Origin of the sequence: Citrobacter sp. XT1-2-2, from assembly GCF_023516235.1 — a bacterium.
Classification (GTDB): Bacteria; Pseudomonadota; Gammaproteobacteria; order Enterobacterales; family Enterobacteriaceae; genus Citrobacter; species Citrobacter werkmanii.
The window spans coordinates 3,494,088-3,510,755 of sequence record NZ_CP097324.1 but is presented as its reverse complement, the minus strand read 5'-3'; the positions used below and the strand labels follow the sequence as shown (position 1 = coordinate 3,510,755).

The 16,668-nt window shown below is 55.7% G+C and carries 17 protein-coding genes and 3 pseudogenes; 12 read left to right on the top strand and 8 right to left on the bottom strand.

Annotated features, from left to right (window positions below):
* Positions 1–38 precede the first annotated feature (38 nt).
* A complete protein-coding gene (gene cstA / locus M4I31_RS16875; RefSeq protein ID WP_006685575.1) occupies positions 39–2,144 on the top strand; it encodes a pyruvate/proton symporter CstA in 2,106 nt (701 codons plus the stop codon).
* Between the two features lie 63 nt (positions 2,145–2,207).
* Positions 2,208–2,405 carry a YbdD/YjiX family protein gene (locus M4I31_RS16870; protein WP_006685574.1) on the top strand — a complete coding sequence of 66 codons (198 nt, stop codon included), beginning with the start codon at positions 2,208–2,210 and terminating at the stop codon, positions 2,403–2,405.
* A gap of 105 nt (positions 2,406–2,510) precedes the next feature.
* Here the strand turns inward: M4I31_RS16870 and M4I31_RS16865 are convergent, their stop codons facing one another.
* Positions 2,511–3,590: an oxidoreductase gene (locus M4I31_RS16865; RefSeq protein WP_085047542.1), complete on the bottom strand. Its 1,080-nt coding sequence runs from the start codon at positions 3,588–3,590 to the stop codon at positions 2,511–2,513.
* Between the two features lie 131 nt (positions 3,591–3,721).
* Here M4I31_RS16865 and M4I31_RS16860 point away from each other — a divergent pair, with 131 nt between their 5' ends.
* Positions 3,722–4,882 carry a pyridoxal phosphate-dependent aminotransferase gene (locus M4I31_RS16860; protein ID WP_085047541.1) on the top strand — a complete coding sequence of 387 codons (1,161 nt, stop codon included), beginning with the start codon at positions 3,722–3,724 and terminating at the stop codon, positions 4,880–4,882.
* Here the strand turns inward: M4I31_RS16860 and M4I31_RS16855 are convergent, their stop codons facing one another.
* Together M4I31_RS16855 and M4I31_RS16850 are read right to left on the bottom strand one after the other, a co-directional pair.
* Positions 4,883–5,500, bottom strand: a complete 618-nt coding sequence (locus tag M4I31_RS16855; protein ID WP_085047540.1) for a ParB/RepB/Spo0J family partition protein — start codon at positions 5,498–5,500, stop codon at positions 4,883–4,885.
* Positions 5,485–6,708, bottom strand: a complete 1,224-nt coding sequence (locus M4I31_RS16850) for a phosphoadenosine phosphosulfate reductase (protein WP_038638652.1) — start codon at positions 6,706–6,708, stop codon at positions 5,485–5,487. The genes M4I31_RS16855 and M4I31_RS16850 overlap by 16 nt, the downstream gene beginning before the upstream one ends.
* A 263-nt stretch (positions 6,709–6,971) precedes the next feature.
* On the opposite strand from M4I31_RS16850, the gene M4I31_RS16845 reads away from it, so the two are divergent.
* The 5 genes from M4I31_RS16845 (at position 6,972) to M4I31_RS16825 (ending at position 10,970) form a co-directional block, all read left to right on the top strand.
* Positions 6,972–7,676, top strand: coding sequence for an IS6-like element IS26 family transposase (locus tag M4I31_RS16845; RefSeq protein WP_001067855.1), 705 nt, complete (start codon positions 6,972–6,974; stop codon positions 7,674–7,676).
* 5 nt (positions 7,677–7,681) lie between these two features.
* Complete coding sequence (locus tag M4I31_RS16840; protein ID WP_001044210.1) at positions 7,682–7,822, top strand: hypothetical protein; 141 nt, start codon at positions 7,682–7,684, stop codon at positions 7,820–7,822.
* A gap of 485 nt (positions 7,823–8,307) precedes the next feature.
* Positions 8,308–9,045 carry a recombinase family protein gene (locus M4I31_RS16835; RefSeq protein WP_001446887.1) on the top strand — a complete coding sequence of 246 codons (738 nt, stop codon included), beginning with the start codon at positions 8,308–8,310 and terminating at the stop codon, positions 9,043–9,045.
* Complete coding sequence (locus tag M4I31_RS16830; RefSeq protein WP_000743213.1) at positions 9,042–9,266, top strand: hypothetical protein; 225 nt, start codon at positions 9,042–9,044, stop codon at positions 9,264–9,266. The genes M4I31_RS16835 and M4I31_RS16830 overlap by 4 nt, the downstream gene beginning before the upstream one ends.
* A gap of 210 nt (positions 9,267–9,476) precedes the next feature.
* Positions 9,477–10,970: an IS91-like element ISVsa3 family transposase gene (locus M4I31_RS16825; protein WP_001120888.1), complete on the top strand. Its 1,494-nt coding sequence runs from the start codon at positions 9,477–9,479 to the stop codon at positions 10,968–10,970.
* A 175-nt stretch (positions 10,971–11,145) separates the two neighbouring features.
* Here the strand turns inward: M4I31_RS16825 and M4I31_RS16820 are convergent, their stop codons facing one another.
* Both M4I31_RS16820 and sul2 read right to left on the bottom strand, forming a co-directional pair.
* Positions 11,146–11,448, bottom strand: a complete 303-nt coding sequence (locus M4I31_RS16820) for a phosphoglucosamine mutase (protein ID WP_000251875.1) — start codon at positions 11,446–11,448, stop codon at positions 11,146–11,148.
* A gap of 86 nt (positions 11,449–11,534) precedes the next feature.
* The gene (gene sul2 / locus M4I31_RS16815; protein WP_001043260.1) at positions 11,535–12,350 is read right to left on the bottom strand and encodes a sulfonamide-resistant dihydropteroate synthase Sul2; all 816 of its coding nucleotides are present in this window, start codon (positions 12,348–12,350) and stop codon (positions 11,535–11,537) included.
* A 329-nt stretch (positions 12,351–12,679) separates the two neighbouring features.
* Here sul2 and M4I31_RS16810 point away from each other — a divergent pair.
* Positions 12,680–12,784: pseudogene (locus tag M4I31_RS16810) on the top strand (Arm DNA-binding domain-containing protein); the annotation flags it as partial.
* A 206-nt stretch (positions 12,785–12,990) separates the two neighbouring features.
* Entirely contained in the window at positions 12,991–13,695 is a 705-nt protein-coding gene (locus M4I31_RS16805) for an IS6-like element IS26 family transposase (RefSeq protein WP_001067855.1), read from the top strand.
* Between the two features lie 54 nt (positions 13,696–13,749).
* Here M4I31_RS16805 and M4I31_RS16800 read toward each other — a convergent pair.
* The 3 genes and pseudogenes from M4I31_RS16800 to intI1 form a co-directional block, all read right to left on the bottom strand.
* A pseudogene (locus M4I31_RS16800) lies at positions 13,750–13,932 on the bottom strand (recombinase family protein); the annotation flags it as partial.
* Positions 13,933–14,057: 125 nt separating this feature from the next.
* Positions 14,058–14,408: pseudogene (locus tag M4I31_RS24130) on the bottom strand (DUF3330 domain-containing protein); the annotation flags it as partial.
* A gap of 202 nt (positions 14,409–14,610) precedes the next feature.
* A complete protein-coding gene (gene intI1, locus M4I31_RS16790; protein ID WP_000845039.1) occupies positions 14,611–15,624 on the bottom strand; it encodes a class 1 integron integrase IntI1 in 1,014 nt (337 codons plus the stop codon).
* 144 nt (positions 15,625–15,768) lie between these two features.
* Here intI1 and dfrA12 point away from each other — a divergent pair, with 144 nt between their 5' ends.
* Together dfrA12 and M4I31_RS16780 are read left to right on the top strand one after the other, a co-directional pair.
* Positions 15,769–16,266, top strand: a complete 498-nt coding sequence (gene dfrA12, locus M4I31_RS16785) for a trimethoprim-resistant dihydrofolate reductase DfrA12 (protein WP_001083725.1) — start codon at positions 15,769–15,771, stop codon at positions 16,264–16,266.
* A 111-nt stretch (positions 16,267–16,377) separates the two neighbouring features.
* Positions 16,378–16,668, top strand: coding sequence for a DUF1010 domain-containing protein (locus tag M4I31_RS16780; protein ID WP_001336345.1), 291 nt, complete (start codon positions 16,378–16,380; stop codon positions 16,666–16,668).

Genomic DNA, 16,668 nt, shown 5'->3' with positions numbered 1-16,668 from the left:
ATGTAACATCTCTCTGACCTGGACAACGGATAATCAATATGAATAAATCAGGGAAGTACCTCGTCTGGACAGTGCTCTCTGTGATGGGAGCATTTGCCCTCGGCTATATCGCATTAAACCGTGGTGAACAGATCAACGCGTTGTGGATAGTCGTGGCGTCGGTCTGTGTCTACCTTATCGCTTACCGTTTCTATGGCTTGTACATTGCGAAAAATGTGCTGGCGCTGGACCCGACGCGTATGACGCCAGCCGTGCGCCATAACGACGGTCTGGATTATGTTCCTACCGATAAAAAAGTGCTGTTCGGTCACCATTTTGCGGCGATTGCCGGGGCGGGTCCGTTAGTCGGACCGGTACTGGCGGCACAAATGGGTTATCTGCCGGGTATGATCTGGCTGCTTGCAGGGGTGGTACTCGCGGGGGCTGTGCAGGACTTCATGGTGCTGTTTGTTTCTACCCGTCGCGATGGTCGTTCCCTTGGCGAACTGGTGAAAGAAGAGATGGGCCCAACGGCGGGCGTTATTGCGCTGGTAGCCTGTTTTATGATCATGGTGATTATCCTCGCGGTACTGGCGATGATCGTCGTGAAAGCGCTGACCCACAGCCCGTGGGGAACCTACACCGTCGCGTTTACCATTCCGCTGGCGATCTTTATGGGGATCTACCTGCGTTATCTGCGTCCGGGCCGCATTGGCGAAGTGTCGGTCATCGGTCTGGTATTCCTGGTGTTTGCCATTATTTCCGGCGGTTGGGTGGCCGAAAGTCCGACCTGGGCACCGTATTTTGACTTTACCGGCGTACAACTGACGTGGATGCTGGTGGGCTACGGCTTTGTCGCTGCCGTGCTGCCGGTATGGCTGTTGCTGGCCCCACGTGATTATCTCTCTACTTTCCTGAAAATCGGCACCATTGTTGGCCTGGCGGTAGGGATTTTGATCATGCGTCCGACGCTGACCATGCCTGCGCTGACCAAGTTTGTTGACGGTACTGGCCCGGTCTGGACCGGTAACCTGTTCCCGTTCCTGTTTATTACCATTGCCTGTGGTGCGGTATCTGGCTTCCACGCGCTGATCTCATCCGGTACCACGCCGAAGATGCTGGCGAACGAAGGGCAGGCCTGTTTTATCGGCTATGGCGGAATGTTAATGGAATCCTTTGTCGCCATTATGGCGCTGGTTTCCGCGTGCATCATCGATCCGGGCGTGTACTTTGCGATGAACAGCCCGATGGCGGTGTTGGCTCCGGCGGGTACGGCGGATGTCGTGGCTTCTGCAGCGCAGGTGGTCAGCAGTTGGGGCTTTGCTATTACCCCGGACACCTTGCATCAAATCGCCAATGAAGTCGGCGAACAATCCATCATTTCCCGCGCAGGCGGTGCGCCGACGCTGGCCGTTGGGATGGCGTATATTCTGCATGGTGCGCTGGGCGGCATGATGGATGTGGCGTTCTGGTATCACTTCGCCATTCTGTTTGAAGCCCTGTTTATTCTGACGGCGGTTGACGCCGGTACCCGCGCCGCACGCTTTATGCTGCAGGATCTGTTGGGCGTGGTATCACCGAGCCTGAAACGTACCGATTCACTGCCTGCGAACCTGCTGGCTACAGCGCTGTGCGTACTGGCCTGGGGTTACTTCTTACACCAAGGCGTGGTGGATCCACTGGGCGGTATCAACACCCTGTGGCCGCTGTTTGGTATCGCCAACCAGATGCTGGCCGGTATGGCATTGATGCTCTGTGCGGTGGTGCTGTTCAAGATGAAACGTCAGCGCTACGCATGGGTGGCGCTGGTGCCAACGGCCTGGCTGCTGATTTGTACTCTGACTGCGGGCTGGCAGAAAGCGTTTAGCCCGGATGCGAAAATTGGCTTCCTGGCTATCGCCAACAAGTTCCAGGCGATGATCGACAGCGGTAATATTCCGGCGCAGTACACCCAGTCGCAGCTGACGCAACTGGTGTTTAACAACCGTCTGGACGCGGGGCTCACTATTTTCTTCATGGTGGTCGTCGTGGTGCTGGGGCTGTTCTCGATTAAAACTGCGCTGGCAGCGCTGAAAGAGGACAAACCAACTTCGAAAGAAACGCCGTACGAACCAATGCCTGAGAATGTCGAAGAGATCGTGGCGCAGGCGAAAGGCGCGCACTAATATTCTCTTAACCAACAAGCCCTCTCCGGTACGGGGAGGGCGTTTGTACGACAGGGAATCACTATGTTTGAAACGCTCTCCAAAGCTGGGAAGTATTTAGGGCAAACCGCCCGCTTGATGATCGGTGTGCCGGATTATGACAACTATGTTGAGCATATGCGCGTCACGCATCCGGATCAGACGCCAATGACCTACGAAGAGTTTTTCCGCGAGCGGCAGGATGCGCGCTATGGGGGCAAAGGCGGCGCGAAGTGCTGTTGATTTTTTGCCGGATGCGCTGACGCTTATCCGGCCTACAACAATGCTTTGGCCGTAGGCCTGATAAGGCGAAGCCGCCATCAGGCAACCTGCACCATAGTCACACCGTCAACGTTCTACCTTCTCAAACGCTGCGCGCAGGGTATCTGGCGTTAACGTTACCGGCAGCGCATGAATAGATTCCACCGGGCGCAGGGTATGCGCAATCACCTTATCGATCTCAGCGCGATTTGCGATATCCACGTCTAACTGGGCCAGCCTGGTGGGGAGATTGAACCGCTGATAAGCGGTGACAAGTTGCGCCAGCACATCATCTTGCCCAAGTAATGCGCTCTGCACCAGAATGCCATACGCCACTTTGGTGCCATGGAGAAACTTCTCCGTTTGCGGGAGGACGGTCAGACCGTTATGGACCGAATGTGCCGCCGCCACACGGGTGTAGCGCTCGCCCAGACCACCAACCATACCGCCGCCGGCTATAATCGCATCCACCACGTCGCAAAACGCCTGGGTTAGTTCACCACGCTGCTTATCTGCCAGTGCCTGCTCGCTGCTTTCCAGCAGGACGTCGCGGATGGCCAGCGCGCCGTTGATGCCCAGACGTACGGTCAGAGGTAGCGTTTCTGGCTGCGGAGCCAGCACCACTGCCTCATACCATTTCGCCAGCGTATCGCCAATACCGGCCAGTAAATACTCTTCAGGCGCGTTAAGTATGATTCGTGGCTCAACCAGCACCAAAAAATTGGCATCGTCGAATATTTCGAAATGCAGCGCCTGACCGGCATCGTTGTACCAGACGGAAAGCGGCGTCCAGGCCGCGCAGGTGGCGGCGATGGTTGGGATCGCCACGAAAGGTAAATCAAGGCGGCGAGCCAGCGCTTTAGCCGTATCGAGCAGTGTACCGCCACCCACTCCAATCACGATGCTGCGATCATCTCCCGATTCTTTTGCCAGTTGAGCAACATCGGTTTCGCTGCAATGTCCCTTAAACAGCAGGTGCTTAGCTTCGGCAAGATGAAAAGCTTCTGGCAGATAAGGACGCGCCGCGGCGATAGCTCGCTCACCGTAGACCCAGACGGCGTGTGAGAGTTGATCCGGGGTGAAAAAGTCGTGCAGTCTGGAGAGGCTACCGGTGTGGGAAAAGTAGTTAGCCGGGCCGGTGACGACGCGAATCTCGGTATTACTCATGTTGTGTTGTCCTTGTGCTGTCCTGATCTGGCAGGTTATTTTTATATAGACGTCTGAACGTCTTGATTGCCAAATACTAACATCGTGCTATAGTGGCTTCAACAACAACATCACACGTCGGGATAACAATAATGAGCAATAACCCACTGATTGTGCAAAGCAAACTCCCAAATCTGGGGACCACAATATTTACGCAAATGAGCGCGCTGGCACAGCAGCATCAGGCCATTAACCTCTCGCAGGGATTTCCTGATTTTGACGGTCCACATTTCTTGCAGGAACGTCTGGCATATCATGTCGCGCATGGCGCTAACCAGTATGCGCCGATGACGGGCGTGCAGCCGCTGCGCGAAGCCATTGCCGATAAAACCGCGGAGTTGTACGGTTATAAGCCCGATGCGACAAGTGAAGTCACCGTCACGGCAGGGGCCACAGAAGCATTGTATGCAGCCATTACGGCGCTGGTGCGGCCTGGTGATGAAGTCATCTGTTTTGATCCGAGCTACGACAGCTACGCGCCTGCGGTGGCGTTATCCGGCGGCGTGGTGAAACGTATTGCGTTGCAACCGCCGTCATTTCGTGTGAACTGGCAGGAATTTGCCACGCTACTCAGCGAGCGCACCCGGTTAGTGATCCTCAATACACCGCATAACCCATCTGCTACCGTCTGGCAGCGCGCTGATTTTGATGCGTTATGGCAGGCGATTAAAGAGCGCGAGATTTTTGTTATTAGCGACGAAGTGTATGAGCATATCTGCTTTGCCGCTCATGGACATGCAAGCGTGCTGGCTCATCCGCAGCTACGGGAACGCGCTGTTGCCGTTTCATCTTTCGGTAAAACGTATCATATGACCGGCTGGAAAGTCGGCTATTGCGTTGCACCCGACGCCATTAGCGCCGAGCTACGCAAAGTCCATCAGTACCTGACGTTCTCAGTCAACACACCGGCTCAGCTGGCGCTAGCGGATATGCTGCGGGAGAGCCCAATACACTACCGCGAGCTGCCCGCGTTTTATCAGAGAAAGCGTGATGTGCTGGTGAATGCGTTACGCGACAGCCGACTGGAAATTCTGCCGTGTGAGGGGACCTATTTTCTGCTGGTCGATTACAGTGCGGTCTCAACGCTTACTGACGTTGAGTTTTGTCAGTGGTTAACTAAAGAAGTGGGGGTTGCGGCGATACCGCTGTCGGTGTTCTGCGCCGATCCTTTCCCGCATAAGCTGATCCGCCTATGTTTTGCCAAGCAAGAATCGACGCTGTTAGCAGCCGCAGAGCGTCTGGTTTCGCTGTAATTATTTTACTGTCCAGGCTTTGGAAAACCGACGGTCGGCAAATAACTCCTGCAGGCCGTTGATTTGTTTCAGTCGCAACACTTCATCGTTATCCATGCCCAGTTCTTTAGCGATTTTTTCTTCACTCCAGCCCAGTTGCGATAATTCACGCACGATTTCCGACATGGCGTGGATTTGGTGGCGTCCGCGGGCGCGGTTATGGCGGATTGTCGCCGCCATACGTTCATGGCGATCGCGTTCCAGGCAGGCGACGGGCAGATAGCCTTTTAATCGTGGTTTTAGCGATGCTTTGTTTTTTCCTAATTCATGGCGGTGAAAGCCATCGATGATTTCATACTCTTCTTCCGTTGAGTGAACCACGACAATCGGCTGAGTGAAGCCATCCGCTTCGATGGATTTCAACAGCAGCTTTTTCTCCGGCGGCGCAACGTTATTAGGGTTGTAATCATTGGGCGAAATGTGATCGCTTTTAATCCATAACACGCAATCTACTGGTTCTTCACGAAATGGACTGACGCTGTGGATTGCCATTCTGAATTCATTAATGGCTTCAATTCTATCTTTTTCTGGCAAACCAGAAAGAAAGCTGAGGAGTTCCTGTGTTAATCGTTGTTGCATAACAACCCCCATTCCTGACGTTTGGTTTTCATGCGTTCAGTATATCGCTGGTAGTTTTTCGTTTTTGTGGGGCTGAACGACAGTGCTCGACACCAGTAATCATTATTCAGGAGTACTTTGCAGATCCTTCTCCATGATGGGATATCCCTGGAACCAATATCGCCTTCCTGACTTTCCGGGATATTGTCCATGCCTTTTTTCTTATACCACTGTATATAGACAGCGATTTTGTTGCGGTAATGTTCTGCGGTCTGTTCTGGCATGCTGTGTAATAGCAGCATGGCGTATTGCTGCCAACTTAAATGCTCTGGTTTGAGTATTTTCCGATGACCGTAAAAATGGTTGTCATGACCGGCGTAAATCCCGCCACTTTTAACGCCGCTGACGCGGGCGCACATAGCCGCCCATCGCTGTGGCTCAATGACATGGTACAGCCACAATCCCTGGCGTTGTTCCGGTCCAAAGGGCTCGCAAATACGCATATATCGTGTTGGGACCCCGGCCTGATACATCAGGTTATACAAGGGATTGCACGGCATTTTTGTCTTCGCAAACCATGTCCAGATATCGGCTGTTTTCCAGTCATATAACGGATAAATATACCAGGTGTGGCCACCTGGCGCTGCCGTCGTCCACGGCTTGTCATCGGCAAAACGTTGCTTACGCGAGTTGGCGATGGCCACAAAGCGGTTATAGGACTCGTCCGCGCGAATGCCGACCATCATCGCTGCGGGACGCTTTTGTGAAAACCAATCTGCGAACTCGCGAACGAAGAGCTCAAAGGTCATACCGGGCTGATAGAAAGAAAAGAAATTGGGGTCGGTAATGGCATCGGCCGGTGGCTGACGCACCCACTGTATATTCGGCTCCCAGCACTGCCATTCGGGTTGATATTGTGAAAGCGCGTTTTGTGTGGTCAGAGGTAATGCGACCCAATAAAATTCTTCGATAACATCGGAATAACTCTCGCGTAGCGCCTGGACATAATCGATAGTGCAGGAAAACTGAGCTTCCCAGTCAATAAATAAGACGCTAATTTTTTTCTGTAACTGGCGGGCAAGGGTGGCCGTAAGATGGAGCATAAGACCGGAATCTTTTCCTCCCGATAATGAAACACAAATGCGCGGCAGCGTGTTGAGCGTCCATGTAATGCGCTCCTGTGCGGCTTCAAGTACATGTTGAGTTAGAGGTATTTTATAAACAGACATATCAAATCCATAGTGAGGAGCTGTTATTCCCCGCTATGGTAAATGGTCAGCATAAGAAATGCTAATCTATATGTGTCGTAATTCTCATAAATAATTCACCATTTCAATAAATGGCTTTTATGAATTATTAACATGAATTAATTACGCTCACCGGGAAAATAATTAACAGGCGTTTATTCGCTATCTGGTGTGATTCTTTTGGCACTGTTGCAAATAGTCGGTGGTGATAAACTTATCATCCCCTTTTGCTGATGGAGCTGCACATGAACCCATTCAAAGGCCGGCATTTTCAGCGTGACATCATTCTGTGGGCCGTACGCTGGTACTGCAAATACGGCATCAGTTACCGTGAGCTGCAGGAGATGCTGGCTGAACGCGGAGTGAATGTCGATCACTCCACGATTTACCGCTGGGTTCAGCGTTATGCGCCTGAAATGGAAAAACGGCTGCGCTGGTACTGGCGTAACCCTTCCGATCTTTGCCCGTGGCACATGGATGAAACCTACGTGAAGGTCAATGGCCGCTGGGCGTATCTGTACCGGGCCGTCGACAGCCGGGGCCGCACTGTCGATTTTTATCTCTCCTCCCGTCGTAACAGCAAAGCTGCATACCGGTTTCTGGGTAAAATCCTCAACAACGTGAAGAAGTGGCAGATCCCGCGATTCATCAACACGGATAAAGCGCCCGCCTATGGTCGCGCGCTTGCTCTGCTCAAACGCGAAGGCCGGTGCCCGTCTGACGTTGAACACCGACAGATTAAGTACCGGAACAACGTGATTGAATGCGATCATGGCAAACTGAAACGGATAATCGGCGCCACGCTGGGATTTAAATCCATGAAGACGGCTTACGCCACCATCAAAGGTATTGAGGTGATGCGTGCACTACGCAAAGGCCAGGCCTCAGCATTTTATTATGGTGATCCCCTGGGCGAAATGCGCCTGGTAAGCAGAGTTTTTGAAATGTAAGGCCTTTGAATAAGACAAAAGGCTGCCTCATCGCTAACTTTGCAACAGTGCCGCGCGACGAGCAGCAGCACCAGGAGCAGAAGCACGTCGAGAAAAAGCAACAGCAGATCGAGCAGCGCCCACGGCGGGCCGCTCGCATCGGATAAGTCGAAAAATCCGGCTAAAGTGGCCGAGCTGCACATCAGGCCGCGCGGTTTTCCTCCCTGATCGCCGGCGCGGTTTCTTCCTCCCTGAACCGCATGCAGACTTGCCGCCTCGGACACCCCGAGGCGGTTTTTTTTCGCCTCGCTCGAGCATCGCCGCATCCGACGATGCCGAGACGACCAGGCCGCGCACGTCGAGCTGCAGCATCGCCATTGCCGACGATGGCACCAGGTCGCCGGCGGTGGCCACCGACCTCGAGCTCGCATCGCCACATCCGACGATGCGCGCCGGCGTCGACCATCGCCAGGTCTGACGATGGCGGCCGCCCTGCCCTGGATCTCGCATCGCCATTTCTGGCGATGAGATCCACGGAGCGGCCATTTAGACCCGCCAATAACGACCCGGCCAAGATAAATCGCATGACGGCCTTTTTGGCCGGGGGTAGCATGACCGGACACTTTGCGTATGCCCAAAGGAGCCCGCAAGTATGCGCAGGACGAAGCCAGTAGCCGCGCCGATGGTGGCGCGGGTCTATCTGCGCGTCAGCACCGACGCGCAGGACTTGGAACGCCAAGAGGCGATCACTACGGCCGCGAAGGCCGCCGGCTACTACGTCGCCGGCATCTACCGTGAGAAGGCATCCGGCGCACGCGCCGACCGGCCTGAGCTGCTGCGCATGATCGGCGACCTACAGCCCGGCGAGGTGGTCATTGCCGAGAAGATCGACCGCATCAGCCGCCTACCTTTGCCCGAGGCCGAGCGCCTGGTGGCCTCGATACAGGCCAAAGGCGCAAGCCTGGCCGTCCCTGGCGTGGTCGATCTATCCGACCTGGCGGCCGAGGCCCAGGGCGTCGCCAAGATCGTGCTGGAAGCCGTGCAGATCATGCTTTTTCGCCTGGCCTTGCAGATGGCCCGCGACGACTACGAGGACAGGCGCGAACGCCAGCGCCAAGGCATTGAGTTGGCCCGCCAGGCCGGGCGGTACAAGGGCCGCCGTGCTGATCCGAAGCGCCGCGCCCAAGTTGTCGCGCTGCGCAAGTCCGGCTACAGCATCAACAAGACCGCCGAGCTGGCCGGGTACAGTGCGGCCCAGGTGAAACGGATATGGGCCGAGGTCAGCCAGGCCGAAGCGAAGCAGCACGGCGCGTTCGTGGAGGACGCATTGACGGAAGCCGATGCCCTGGCCGCTGTCGGCCAGGATGAGCGCCAGGAGGAAAGGGCATGAAGAAGCCGAACCAAGACGACGAGCCGTTTTTCATCACCGAGGAGATTGCGGCCGAAATGATCGCCGGCGGCTATGAGTTCGAGCTGCCGCCCATTCCTTGCACCATCCGCCTACGCGACGTGCTGGAGCGCATGACCGATGCTGAGCTAGCATTGCAGCCGGGCGAGATCGCCGACCAGGAGCGTGAACGCTGCCGGCGCAAGCCGTGTTCAACCTCATGATCTGGTCATGGTATTTTTCATGGCACTGAGCCTGATAGTTCTTGCAAATTGTTGTCACTAAAGGGTTTTGTGTGCTTGTTTACAATCGAGTGGGAGTGACGGGCACTGGCTGGCAATGTCTAGCAACGGCAGGCATTTCGGCTGAGGGTAAAAGAACTTTCCGCTAAGCGATAGACTGTATGTAAACACAGTATTGCAAGGACGCGGAACATGCCTCATGTGGCGGCCAGGACGGCCAGCCGGGATCGGGATACTGGTCGTTACCAGAGCCACCGACCCGAGCAAACCCTTCTCTATCAGATCGTTGACGAGTATTACCCGGCATTCGCTGCGCTTATGGCAGAGCAGGGAAAGGAATTGCCGGGCTATGTGCAACGGGAATTTGAAGAATTTCTCCAATGCGGGCGGCTGGAGCATGGCTTTCTACGGGTTCGCTGCGAGTCTTGCCACGCCGAGCACCTGGTCGCTTTCAGCTGTAAGCGTCGCGGTTTCTGCCCGAGCTGTGGGGCGCGGCGGATGGCCGAAAGTGCCGCCTTGCTGGTTGATGAAGTACTGCCTGAACAACCCATGCGTCAGTGGGTGTTGAGCTTCCCGTTTCAGCTGCGTTTCCTGTTTGCCAGCCGGCCCGAGATCATGGGGTGGGTGCTGGGCATCGTTTACCGCGTCATTGCCACGCACCTGGTCAAGAAAGCGGGCCATACCCACCAAGTGGCCAAGACGGGCGCGGTCACCCTGATCCAGCGTTTTGGATCGGCGCTCAATCTGAATGTTCACTTCCACATGCTGTTTCTCGACGGTGTGTATGTCGAGCAATCCCACGGCTCAGCGCGTTTCCGCTGGGTCAAGGCGCCGACCAGCCCAGAGCTCACCCAGCTGACGCACACCATCGCCCACCGGGTGGGTCGCTATCTGGAACGGCAAGGCCTGCTGGAACGGGATGTCGAAAACAGCTATCTGGCCTCGGATGCGGTGGATGACGACCCGATGACACCCCTGCTGGGGCACTCGATCACTTACCGTATCGCTGTCGGTTCACAGGCGGGGCGAAAGGTGTTCACTTTGCAAACTCTGCCGACCAGTGGTGATCCGTTCGGTGACGGGATTGGCAAGGTAGCCGGGTCCAGCCTGCACGCCGGCGTGGCGGCCAGGGCCGATGAACGCAAGAAGCTCGAACGGCTGTGCCGGTACATCAGCCGCCCGGCGGTATCCGAGAAGCGGCTGTCGTTAACACGAGGCGGCAACGTGCGCTACCAGCTCAAGACGCCGTACCGGGACGGCACCACGCACGTCATTTTCGAACCATTGGATTTCATTGCAAGGCTGGCCGCCCTGGTACCGAAGCCCAGAGTCAACCTAACCCGCTTCCACGGGGTGTTCGCACCCAACAGTCGGCACCGGGCGTTGGTCACGCCGGCAAAACGGGGCAGGGGCAACAAGGTCAGGGTGGCTGATGAACCGGCAACACCAGCACAACGGCGAGCGTCGATGACATGGGCGCAACGGCTCAAGCGTGTTTTCAATATCGACATCGAGACCTGCAGCGGCTGCGGCGGCGCCATGAAAGTCATCGCCTGCATTGAAGACCCTATAGTGATCAAGCAGATCCTTGATCACCTGAAGCACAAAGCCGAAACCAGCGGGACCAGGGCGTTACCCGAAAGCCGGGCGCCACCGGCTGAGCTGCTCCTGGGTCTGTTTGACTGACGAGCCTGAAGGCCAACGATACCAATCAAAATGCTGCGTTCACAGCGCCGCGGCAGGGATCCGCCGTGCTGGTTGTCGGAAAAGGAGCCGCTAGTGGGAAAGAGGAGGGTAAATTTTCAGCGTTGCTGGCTCCCCGTCAGCCGGATTGGGTTGCATCGCAGGGGTGTCGAAAGAGTCAACTGCGGTCCAAAGCTGTTGGACTTGGGTGAAAAGGGCGTTTATTCTTCCTATACGTTGTCGGCAGCGGGCCAAAAAGGAATACGTCCATGCCCATCGAGGTGAAACCGGCTGTGAGCGCGGGTTCAAGCATATAGCCCGACAGGCGCGTATCCTTGCCGATCACGACACGATGGCGGTGGTCACCGCGACGAAAGACACGGCCAGCCGCCATGCCGACGCGCAAGGCGGTTTCCGCCGTCATCGCGCCTTCGTTGGCTTTGCCACGAATACCGTCTGTGCCGAAATATTTGCGCACCATAAGGTCGATTATCCTGTCGTCGGGTCGCCCTCAAAGGGGACATGCCTGCTGAACCGCGAATATAGAGAAATATCCCGAATGTGCAGTTAACGAATTCTTGCGGTTTCTTTCAGCGCCGCCAATACCGCCAGCCCGTCGCGCAAGGGGCGCGGCTCGTGTGTGCGGATGAAGTCAGCTCCACCTGCGGCGGCGGCAAGCTCTGCAGCGAGTGTCGCGGCCCCGACATCCCCCGGACCACGGCCTGTGAGCGCGCGCAGAAAGGATTTGCGCGAAACAGACAGAAGCACCGGCAAATCGAAGCGCAGCCGCAATTCATCGAACCGCGCCAGCACCGAGAGCGAGGTTTCGGGAGCAGCCCCCAGAAAAAACCCCATGCCGGGATCAAGGACAAGGCGGTTGCGTTTGATACCGGCACCCGTCAGCGCCGCGATGCGCGCGTCAAAGAACGCCGCAATGTGATCCATGATGTCGCCAGCGGGTGCCTCGCGCCGATCTGCCTGCCCGTCTTGCACCGAATGCATAACGACGAGTTTGGCAGATGATTTCGCCAATTGCGGATAGAACGCAGCGTCTGGAAAACCGCGAATATCATTGAGATAGGCCACACCACGCGACAAGGCATAGGCTTGCGTCGCGGGTTGATAACTGTCGAGCGAGACGGGAATGCCATCTGCCTTGAGCGCGTCCAGCACCGGCGCGATACGCGCGATTTCTGTGTCGGACGAAACAGGCGCGGCGTCGGGATTGCTGGATGCCGGACCGAGGTCGATCACATCTGCCCCCTCGGCCATCAGCTTACGCGCCTGCGCAATGGCTGCGTCTGGCGCCAGATACCGGCCTCCATCGGAGAAACTGTCCGAGGTTATGTTGACGATGCCGAAAATGATGAGCGATTTATTCATGGGGGCTTCTATAATAATAATAATCGAGCATGAGTCTCATACGGATGCTCGGGTCGAAAGGGAATCCCCAGGCGAGTAACCTGTTTGCGGTGATCCATTAGCTGCAGGAGCAGAATAGCATACATCTGGAAGCAAAGCCAGGAAAGCGGCCTATGGAGCTGTGCGGCAGCGCTCAGTAGGCAATTTTTCAAAATATTGTTAAGCCTTTTCTGAGCATGGTATTTTTCATGGTATTACCAATTAGCAGGAAAATAAGCCATTGAATATAAAAGATAAAAATGTCTTGTTTACAATAGAGTGGGTATCGGAGACGAAGAAGGACAAGGTACATGCTGACCGATACCAAGCTGCGCAATCTCAAGCCCAGGGACAAACTCTACAAAGTGAATGACCGGGAAGGTCTCTATGTGGGGGTCGCCTCAGAAAACGGAATCTATGGTCACTCCCGTTTTTGCAACACCGATTTTGACGACAAGTTGGCTTGCTTGAATCTATCCGGCGTCTGAATGGGATTTTATTCCCGCGCCTCGATGAGTTCCGCGCCTGATGAACCTCCAGAAAATATACGGCTTCAATGGGCACTGTTGCAAATAGTCGGTGGTGATAAACTTATCATCCCCTTTTGCTGATGGAGCTGCACATGAACCCATTCAAAGGCCGGCATTTTCAGCGTGACATCATTCTGTGGGCCGTACGCTGGTACTGCAAATACGGCATCAGTTACCGTGAGCTGCAGGAGATGCTGGCTGAACGCGGAGTGAATGTCGATCACTCCACGATTTACCGCTGGGTTCAGCGTTATGCGCCTGAAATGGAAAAACGGCTGCGCTGGTACTGGCGTAACCCTTCCGATCTTTGCCCGTGGCACATGGATGAAACCTACGTGAAGGTCAATGGCCGCTGGGCGTATCTGTACCGGGCCGTCGACAGCCGGGGCCGCACTGTCGATTTTTATCTCTCCTCCCGTCGTAACAGCAAAGCTGCATACCGGTTTCTGGGTAAAATCCTCAACAACGTGAAGAAGTGGCAGATCCCGCGATTCATCAACACGGATAAAGCGCCCGCCTATGGTCGCGCGCTTGCTCTGCTCAAACGCGAAGGCCGGTGCCCGTCTGACGTTGAACACCGACAGATTAAGTACCGGAACAACGTGATTGAATGCGATCATGGCAAACTGAAACGGATAATCGGCGCCACGCTGGGATTTAAATCCATGAAGACGGCTTACGCCACCATCAAAGGTATTGAGGTGATGCGTGCACTACGCAAAGGCCAGGCCTCAGCATTTTATTATGGTGATCCCCTGGGCGAAATGCGCCTGGTAAGCAGAGTTTTTGAAATGTAAGGCCTTTGAATAAGACAAAAGGCTGCCTCATCGCTAACTTTGCAACAGTGCCCTATGCACCACCACGGTGTCGCCGGTGCGGGCGAAGCTTATCAGCGCTTCCAGTTGCGGACGCTTGACATCCTTGCCGGATGCCTTGTCGCTAAAAGCGCGATCAACCTTGACGCCTTCCAGTTGCCGTTCCGGGTTCTGGTCGAAGGTGCTGACCCTGATATACCCAATGCGCTGTCCAGTCATGGAATTCCCTGCAAAATGTCAGGGAAGACTCTATGACCTTCAACGAGATATGTCAATAAATTCAAAATTCAATCCTATCCTGACGCAATTTACACATGGCATCTGACATCAGGTTAGGGTATGCCTCAACCTGACGGCGGCGAATCACAAGCGTCCGGTTTGACGCTGGTTTCGGTCGCAGTGCTGGCCCGCGCCTGGAAGCGCTGATAGCACTCCAGCCCGCAGAAATGCTCCACGTACTCGGCCCCTTCCGGCGTGAAGGCGGCATCGAGCGGGATTTCCTTGCAGCACACGCAGCAACTGGTGCTCGGTTCATTGGCGTTCATGGTGGTGTTCCTCCATTGGTTGACGAAGCCGACGAAGGCCGCCGCCGGCATCGGCCTGGCGAACAGGAAACCCTGCACCGTGTCGCAACCCGCCTGCCGCAACCACGCAAGGCAGTCGGGTGTTTCCACACCCTCGGCTACCACCTCCATTGTCGTTTTCAGAAGACGGCTGCACTGAACGTCAGAAGCCGACTGCACTATAGCAGCGGAGGGGTTGGATCCATCAGGCAACGACGGGCTGCTGCCGGCCATCAGCGGACGCAGGGAGGACTTTCCGCAACCGGCCGTTCGATGCGGCACCGATGGCCTTCGCGCAGGGGTAGTGAATCCGCCAGGATTGACTTGCGCTGCCCTACCTCTCACTAGTGAGGGGCGGCAGCGCATCAAGCGGTGAGCGCACTCCGGCACCGCCAACTTTCAGCACATGCGTGTAAATCATCGTCGTAGAGACGTCGGAATGGCCGAGCAGATCCTGCACGGTTCGAATGTCGTAACCGCTGCGGAGCAAGGCCGTCGCGAACGAGTGGCGGAGGGTGTGCGGTGTGGCGGGCTTCGTGATGCCTGCTTGTTCTACGGCACGTTTGAAGGCGCGCTGAAAGGTCTGGTCATACATGTGATGGCGACGCACGACACCGCTCCGTGGATCGGTCGAATGCGTGTGCTGCGCAAAAACCCAGAACCACGGCCAGGAATGCCCGGCGCGCGGATACTTCCGCTCAAGGGCGTCGGGAAGCGCAACGCCGCTGCGGCCCTCGGCCTGGTCCTTCAGCCACCATGCCCGTGCACGCGACAGCTGCTCGCGCAGGCTGGGTGCCAAGCTCTCGGGTAACATCAAGGCCCGATCCTTGGAGCCCTTGCCCTCCCGCACGATGATCGTGCCGTGATCGAAATCCAGATCCTTGACCCGCAGTTGCAAACCCTCACTGATCCGCATGCCCGTTCCATACAGAAGCTGGGCGAACAAACGATGCTCGCCTTCCAGAAAACCGAGGATGCGAACCACTTCATCCGGGGTCAGCACCACCGGCAAGCGCCGCGACGGCCGAGGTCTTCCGATCTCCTGAAGCCAGGGCAGATCCGTGCACAGCACCTTGCCGTAGAAGAACAGCAAGGCCGCCAATGCCTGACGATGCGTGGAGACCGAAACCTTGCGCTCGTTCGCCAGCCAGGACAGAAATGCCTCGACTTCGCTGCTGCCCAAGGTTGCCGGGTGACGCACACCGTGGAAACGGATGAAGGCACGAACCCAGTGGACATAAGCCTGTTCGGTTGGTAAGCTGTAATGCAAGTAGCGTATGCGCTCACGCAACTGGTCCAGAACCTTGACCGAACGCAGCGGTGGTAACGGCGCAGTGGCGGTTTTCATGGCTTGTTATGACTGTTTTTTTGTACAGTCTATGCCTCGGGCATCCAAGCAGCAAGCGCGTTACGCCGTGGGTCGATGTTTGATGTTATGGAGCAGCAACGATGTTACGCAGCAGGGCAGTCGCCCTAAAACAAAGTTAGCCATATGAACTCGGAATCAGTACGCATTTATCTCGTTGCTGCGATGGGAGCCAATCGGGTTATTGGCAATGGTCCTAATATCCCCTGGAAAATTCCGGGTGAGCAGAAGATTTTTCGCAGACTCACTGAGGGAAAAGTCGTTGTCATGGGGCGAAAGACCTTTGAGTCTATCGGCAAGCCTCTACCGAACCGTCACACATTGGTAATCTCACGCCAAGCTAACTACCGCGCCACTGGCTGCGTAGTTGTTTCAACGCTGTCGCACGCTATCGCTTTGGCATCCGAACTCGGCAATGAACTCTACGTCGCGGGCGGAGCTGAGATATACACTCTGGCACTACCTCACGCCCACGGCGTGTTTCTATCTGAGGTACATCAAACCTTCGAGGGTGACGCCTTCTTCCCAATGCTCAACGAAACAGAATTCGAGCTTGTCTCAACCGAAACCATTCAAGCTGTAATTCCGTACACCCACTCCGTTTATGCGCGTCGAAACGGCTAACCATTCCGTCAACGGGACGCCAAAATGCTGCGCATTTTGGTTCCCTCCGCTGCGCTCCGGCTCTCGTTACGTCCAACGTTAGCACCACTGAAACCCAGCTTTATTTAGCTCATGTTTATTCAAACGGCATTTAGCTTTTCAGGCGTTATTCAGTGCCTGTTTTGCCTTTTTTCCGGGCTTCGCCTGCATGGGCTGCGCAGGTTTTCAGTCTTTTTGGCCTCTAGCCCTTGCGTAGCAAGCGCAAGCAGCTATCGTTTTTGCAGTGCTGTGCCGCCTCGGTGGCGCAGCGTTTTTTCACGGTTAGCGCCCGTCGCCAAATTCAAGTTATCCGTTTTGGCTTCTGGTTCTAACATTTCGGTCAAGCCGACCCGCATTCTGCGGTCGGCTTACCTCGCCCGTTAG

What these genes read in the sequence shown, in the direction of transcription:
- M4I31_RS16865 (WP_085047542.1), bottom strand. Translation starts at nt 3,590, where the DNA reads ATGAGTAATACCGAGATTCGCGTCGTCACCGGCCCGGCTAACTACTTT.
- M4I31_RS16805 (WP_001067855.1), top strand. Translation starts at nt 12,991, where the DNA reads ATGAACCCATTCAAAGGCCGGCATTTTCAGCGTGACATCATTCTGTGG.
- M4I31_RS16835 (WP_001446887.1), top strand. Translation starts at nt 8,308, where the DNA reads ATGCGCAGGACGAAGCCAGTAGCCGCGCCGATGGTGGCGCGGGTCTAT.
- M4I31_RS16870 (WP_006685574.1), top strand. Translation starts at nt 2,208, where the DNA reads ATGTTTGAAACGCTCTCCAAAGCTGGGAAGTATTTAGGGCAAACCGCC.
- M4I31_RS16860 (WP_085047541.1), top strand. Translation starts at nt 3,722, where the DNA reads ATGAGCAATAACCCACTGATTGTGCAAAGCAAACTCCCAAATCTGGGG.
- intI1 (WP_000845039.1), bottom strand. Translation starts at nt 15,624, where the DNA reads ATGAAAACCGCCACTGCGCCGTTACCACCGCTGCGTTCGGTCAAGGTT.
- M4I31_RS16855 (WP_085047540.1), bottom strand. Translation starts at nt 5,500, where the DNA reads ATGCAACAACGATTAACACAGGAACTCCTCAGCTTTCTTTCTGGTTTG.
- M4I31_RS16830 (WP_000743213.1), top strand. Translation starts at nt 9,042, where the DNA reads ATGAAGAAGCCGAACCAAGACGACGAGCCGTTTTTCATCACCGAGGAG.
- M4I31_RS16780 (WP_001336345.1), top strand. Translation starts at nt 16,378, where the DNA reads ATGTTTATTCAAACGGCATTTAGCTTTTCAGGCGTTATTCAGTGCCTG.
- cstA (WP_006685575.1), top strand. Translation starts at nt 39, where the DNA reads ATGAATAAATCAGGGAAGTACCTCGTCTGGACAGTGCTCTCTGTGATG.
- M4I31_RS16825 (WP_001120888.1), top strand. Translation starts at nt 9,477, where the DNA reads ATGCCTCATGTGGCGGCCAGGACGGCCAGCCGGGATCGGGATACTGGT.
- dfrA12 (WP_001083725.1), top strand. Translation starts at nt 15,769, where the DNA reads ATGAACTCGGAATCAGTACGCATTTATCTCGTTGCTGCGATGGGAGCC.
- M4I31_RS16845 (WP_001067855.1), top strand. Translation starts at nt 6,972, where the DNA reads ATGAACCCATTCAAAGGCCGGCATTTTCAGCGTGACATCATTCTGTGG.
- M4I31_RS16820 (WP_000251875.1), bottom strand. Translation starts at nt 11,448, where the DNA reads ATGGTGCGCAAATATTTCGGCACAGACGGTATTCGTGGCAAAGCCAAC.
- M4I31_RS16850 (WP_038638652.1), bottom strand. Translation starts at nt 6,708, where the DNA reads ATGTCTGTTTATAAAATACCTCTAACTCAACATGTACTTGAAGCCGCA.
- sul2 (WP_001043260.1), bottom strand. Translation starts at nt 12,350, where the DNA reads ATGAATAAATCGCTCATCATTTTCGGCATCGTCAACATAACCTCGGAC.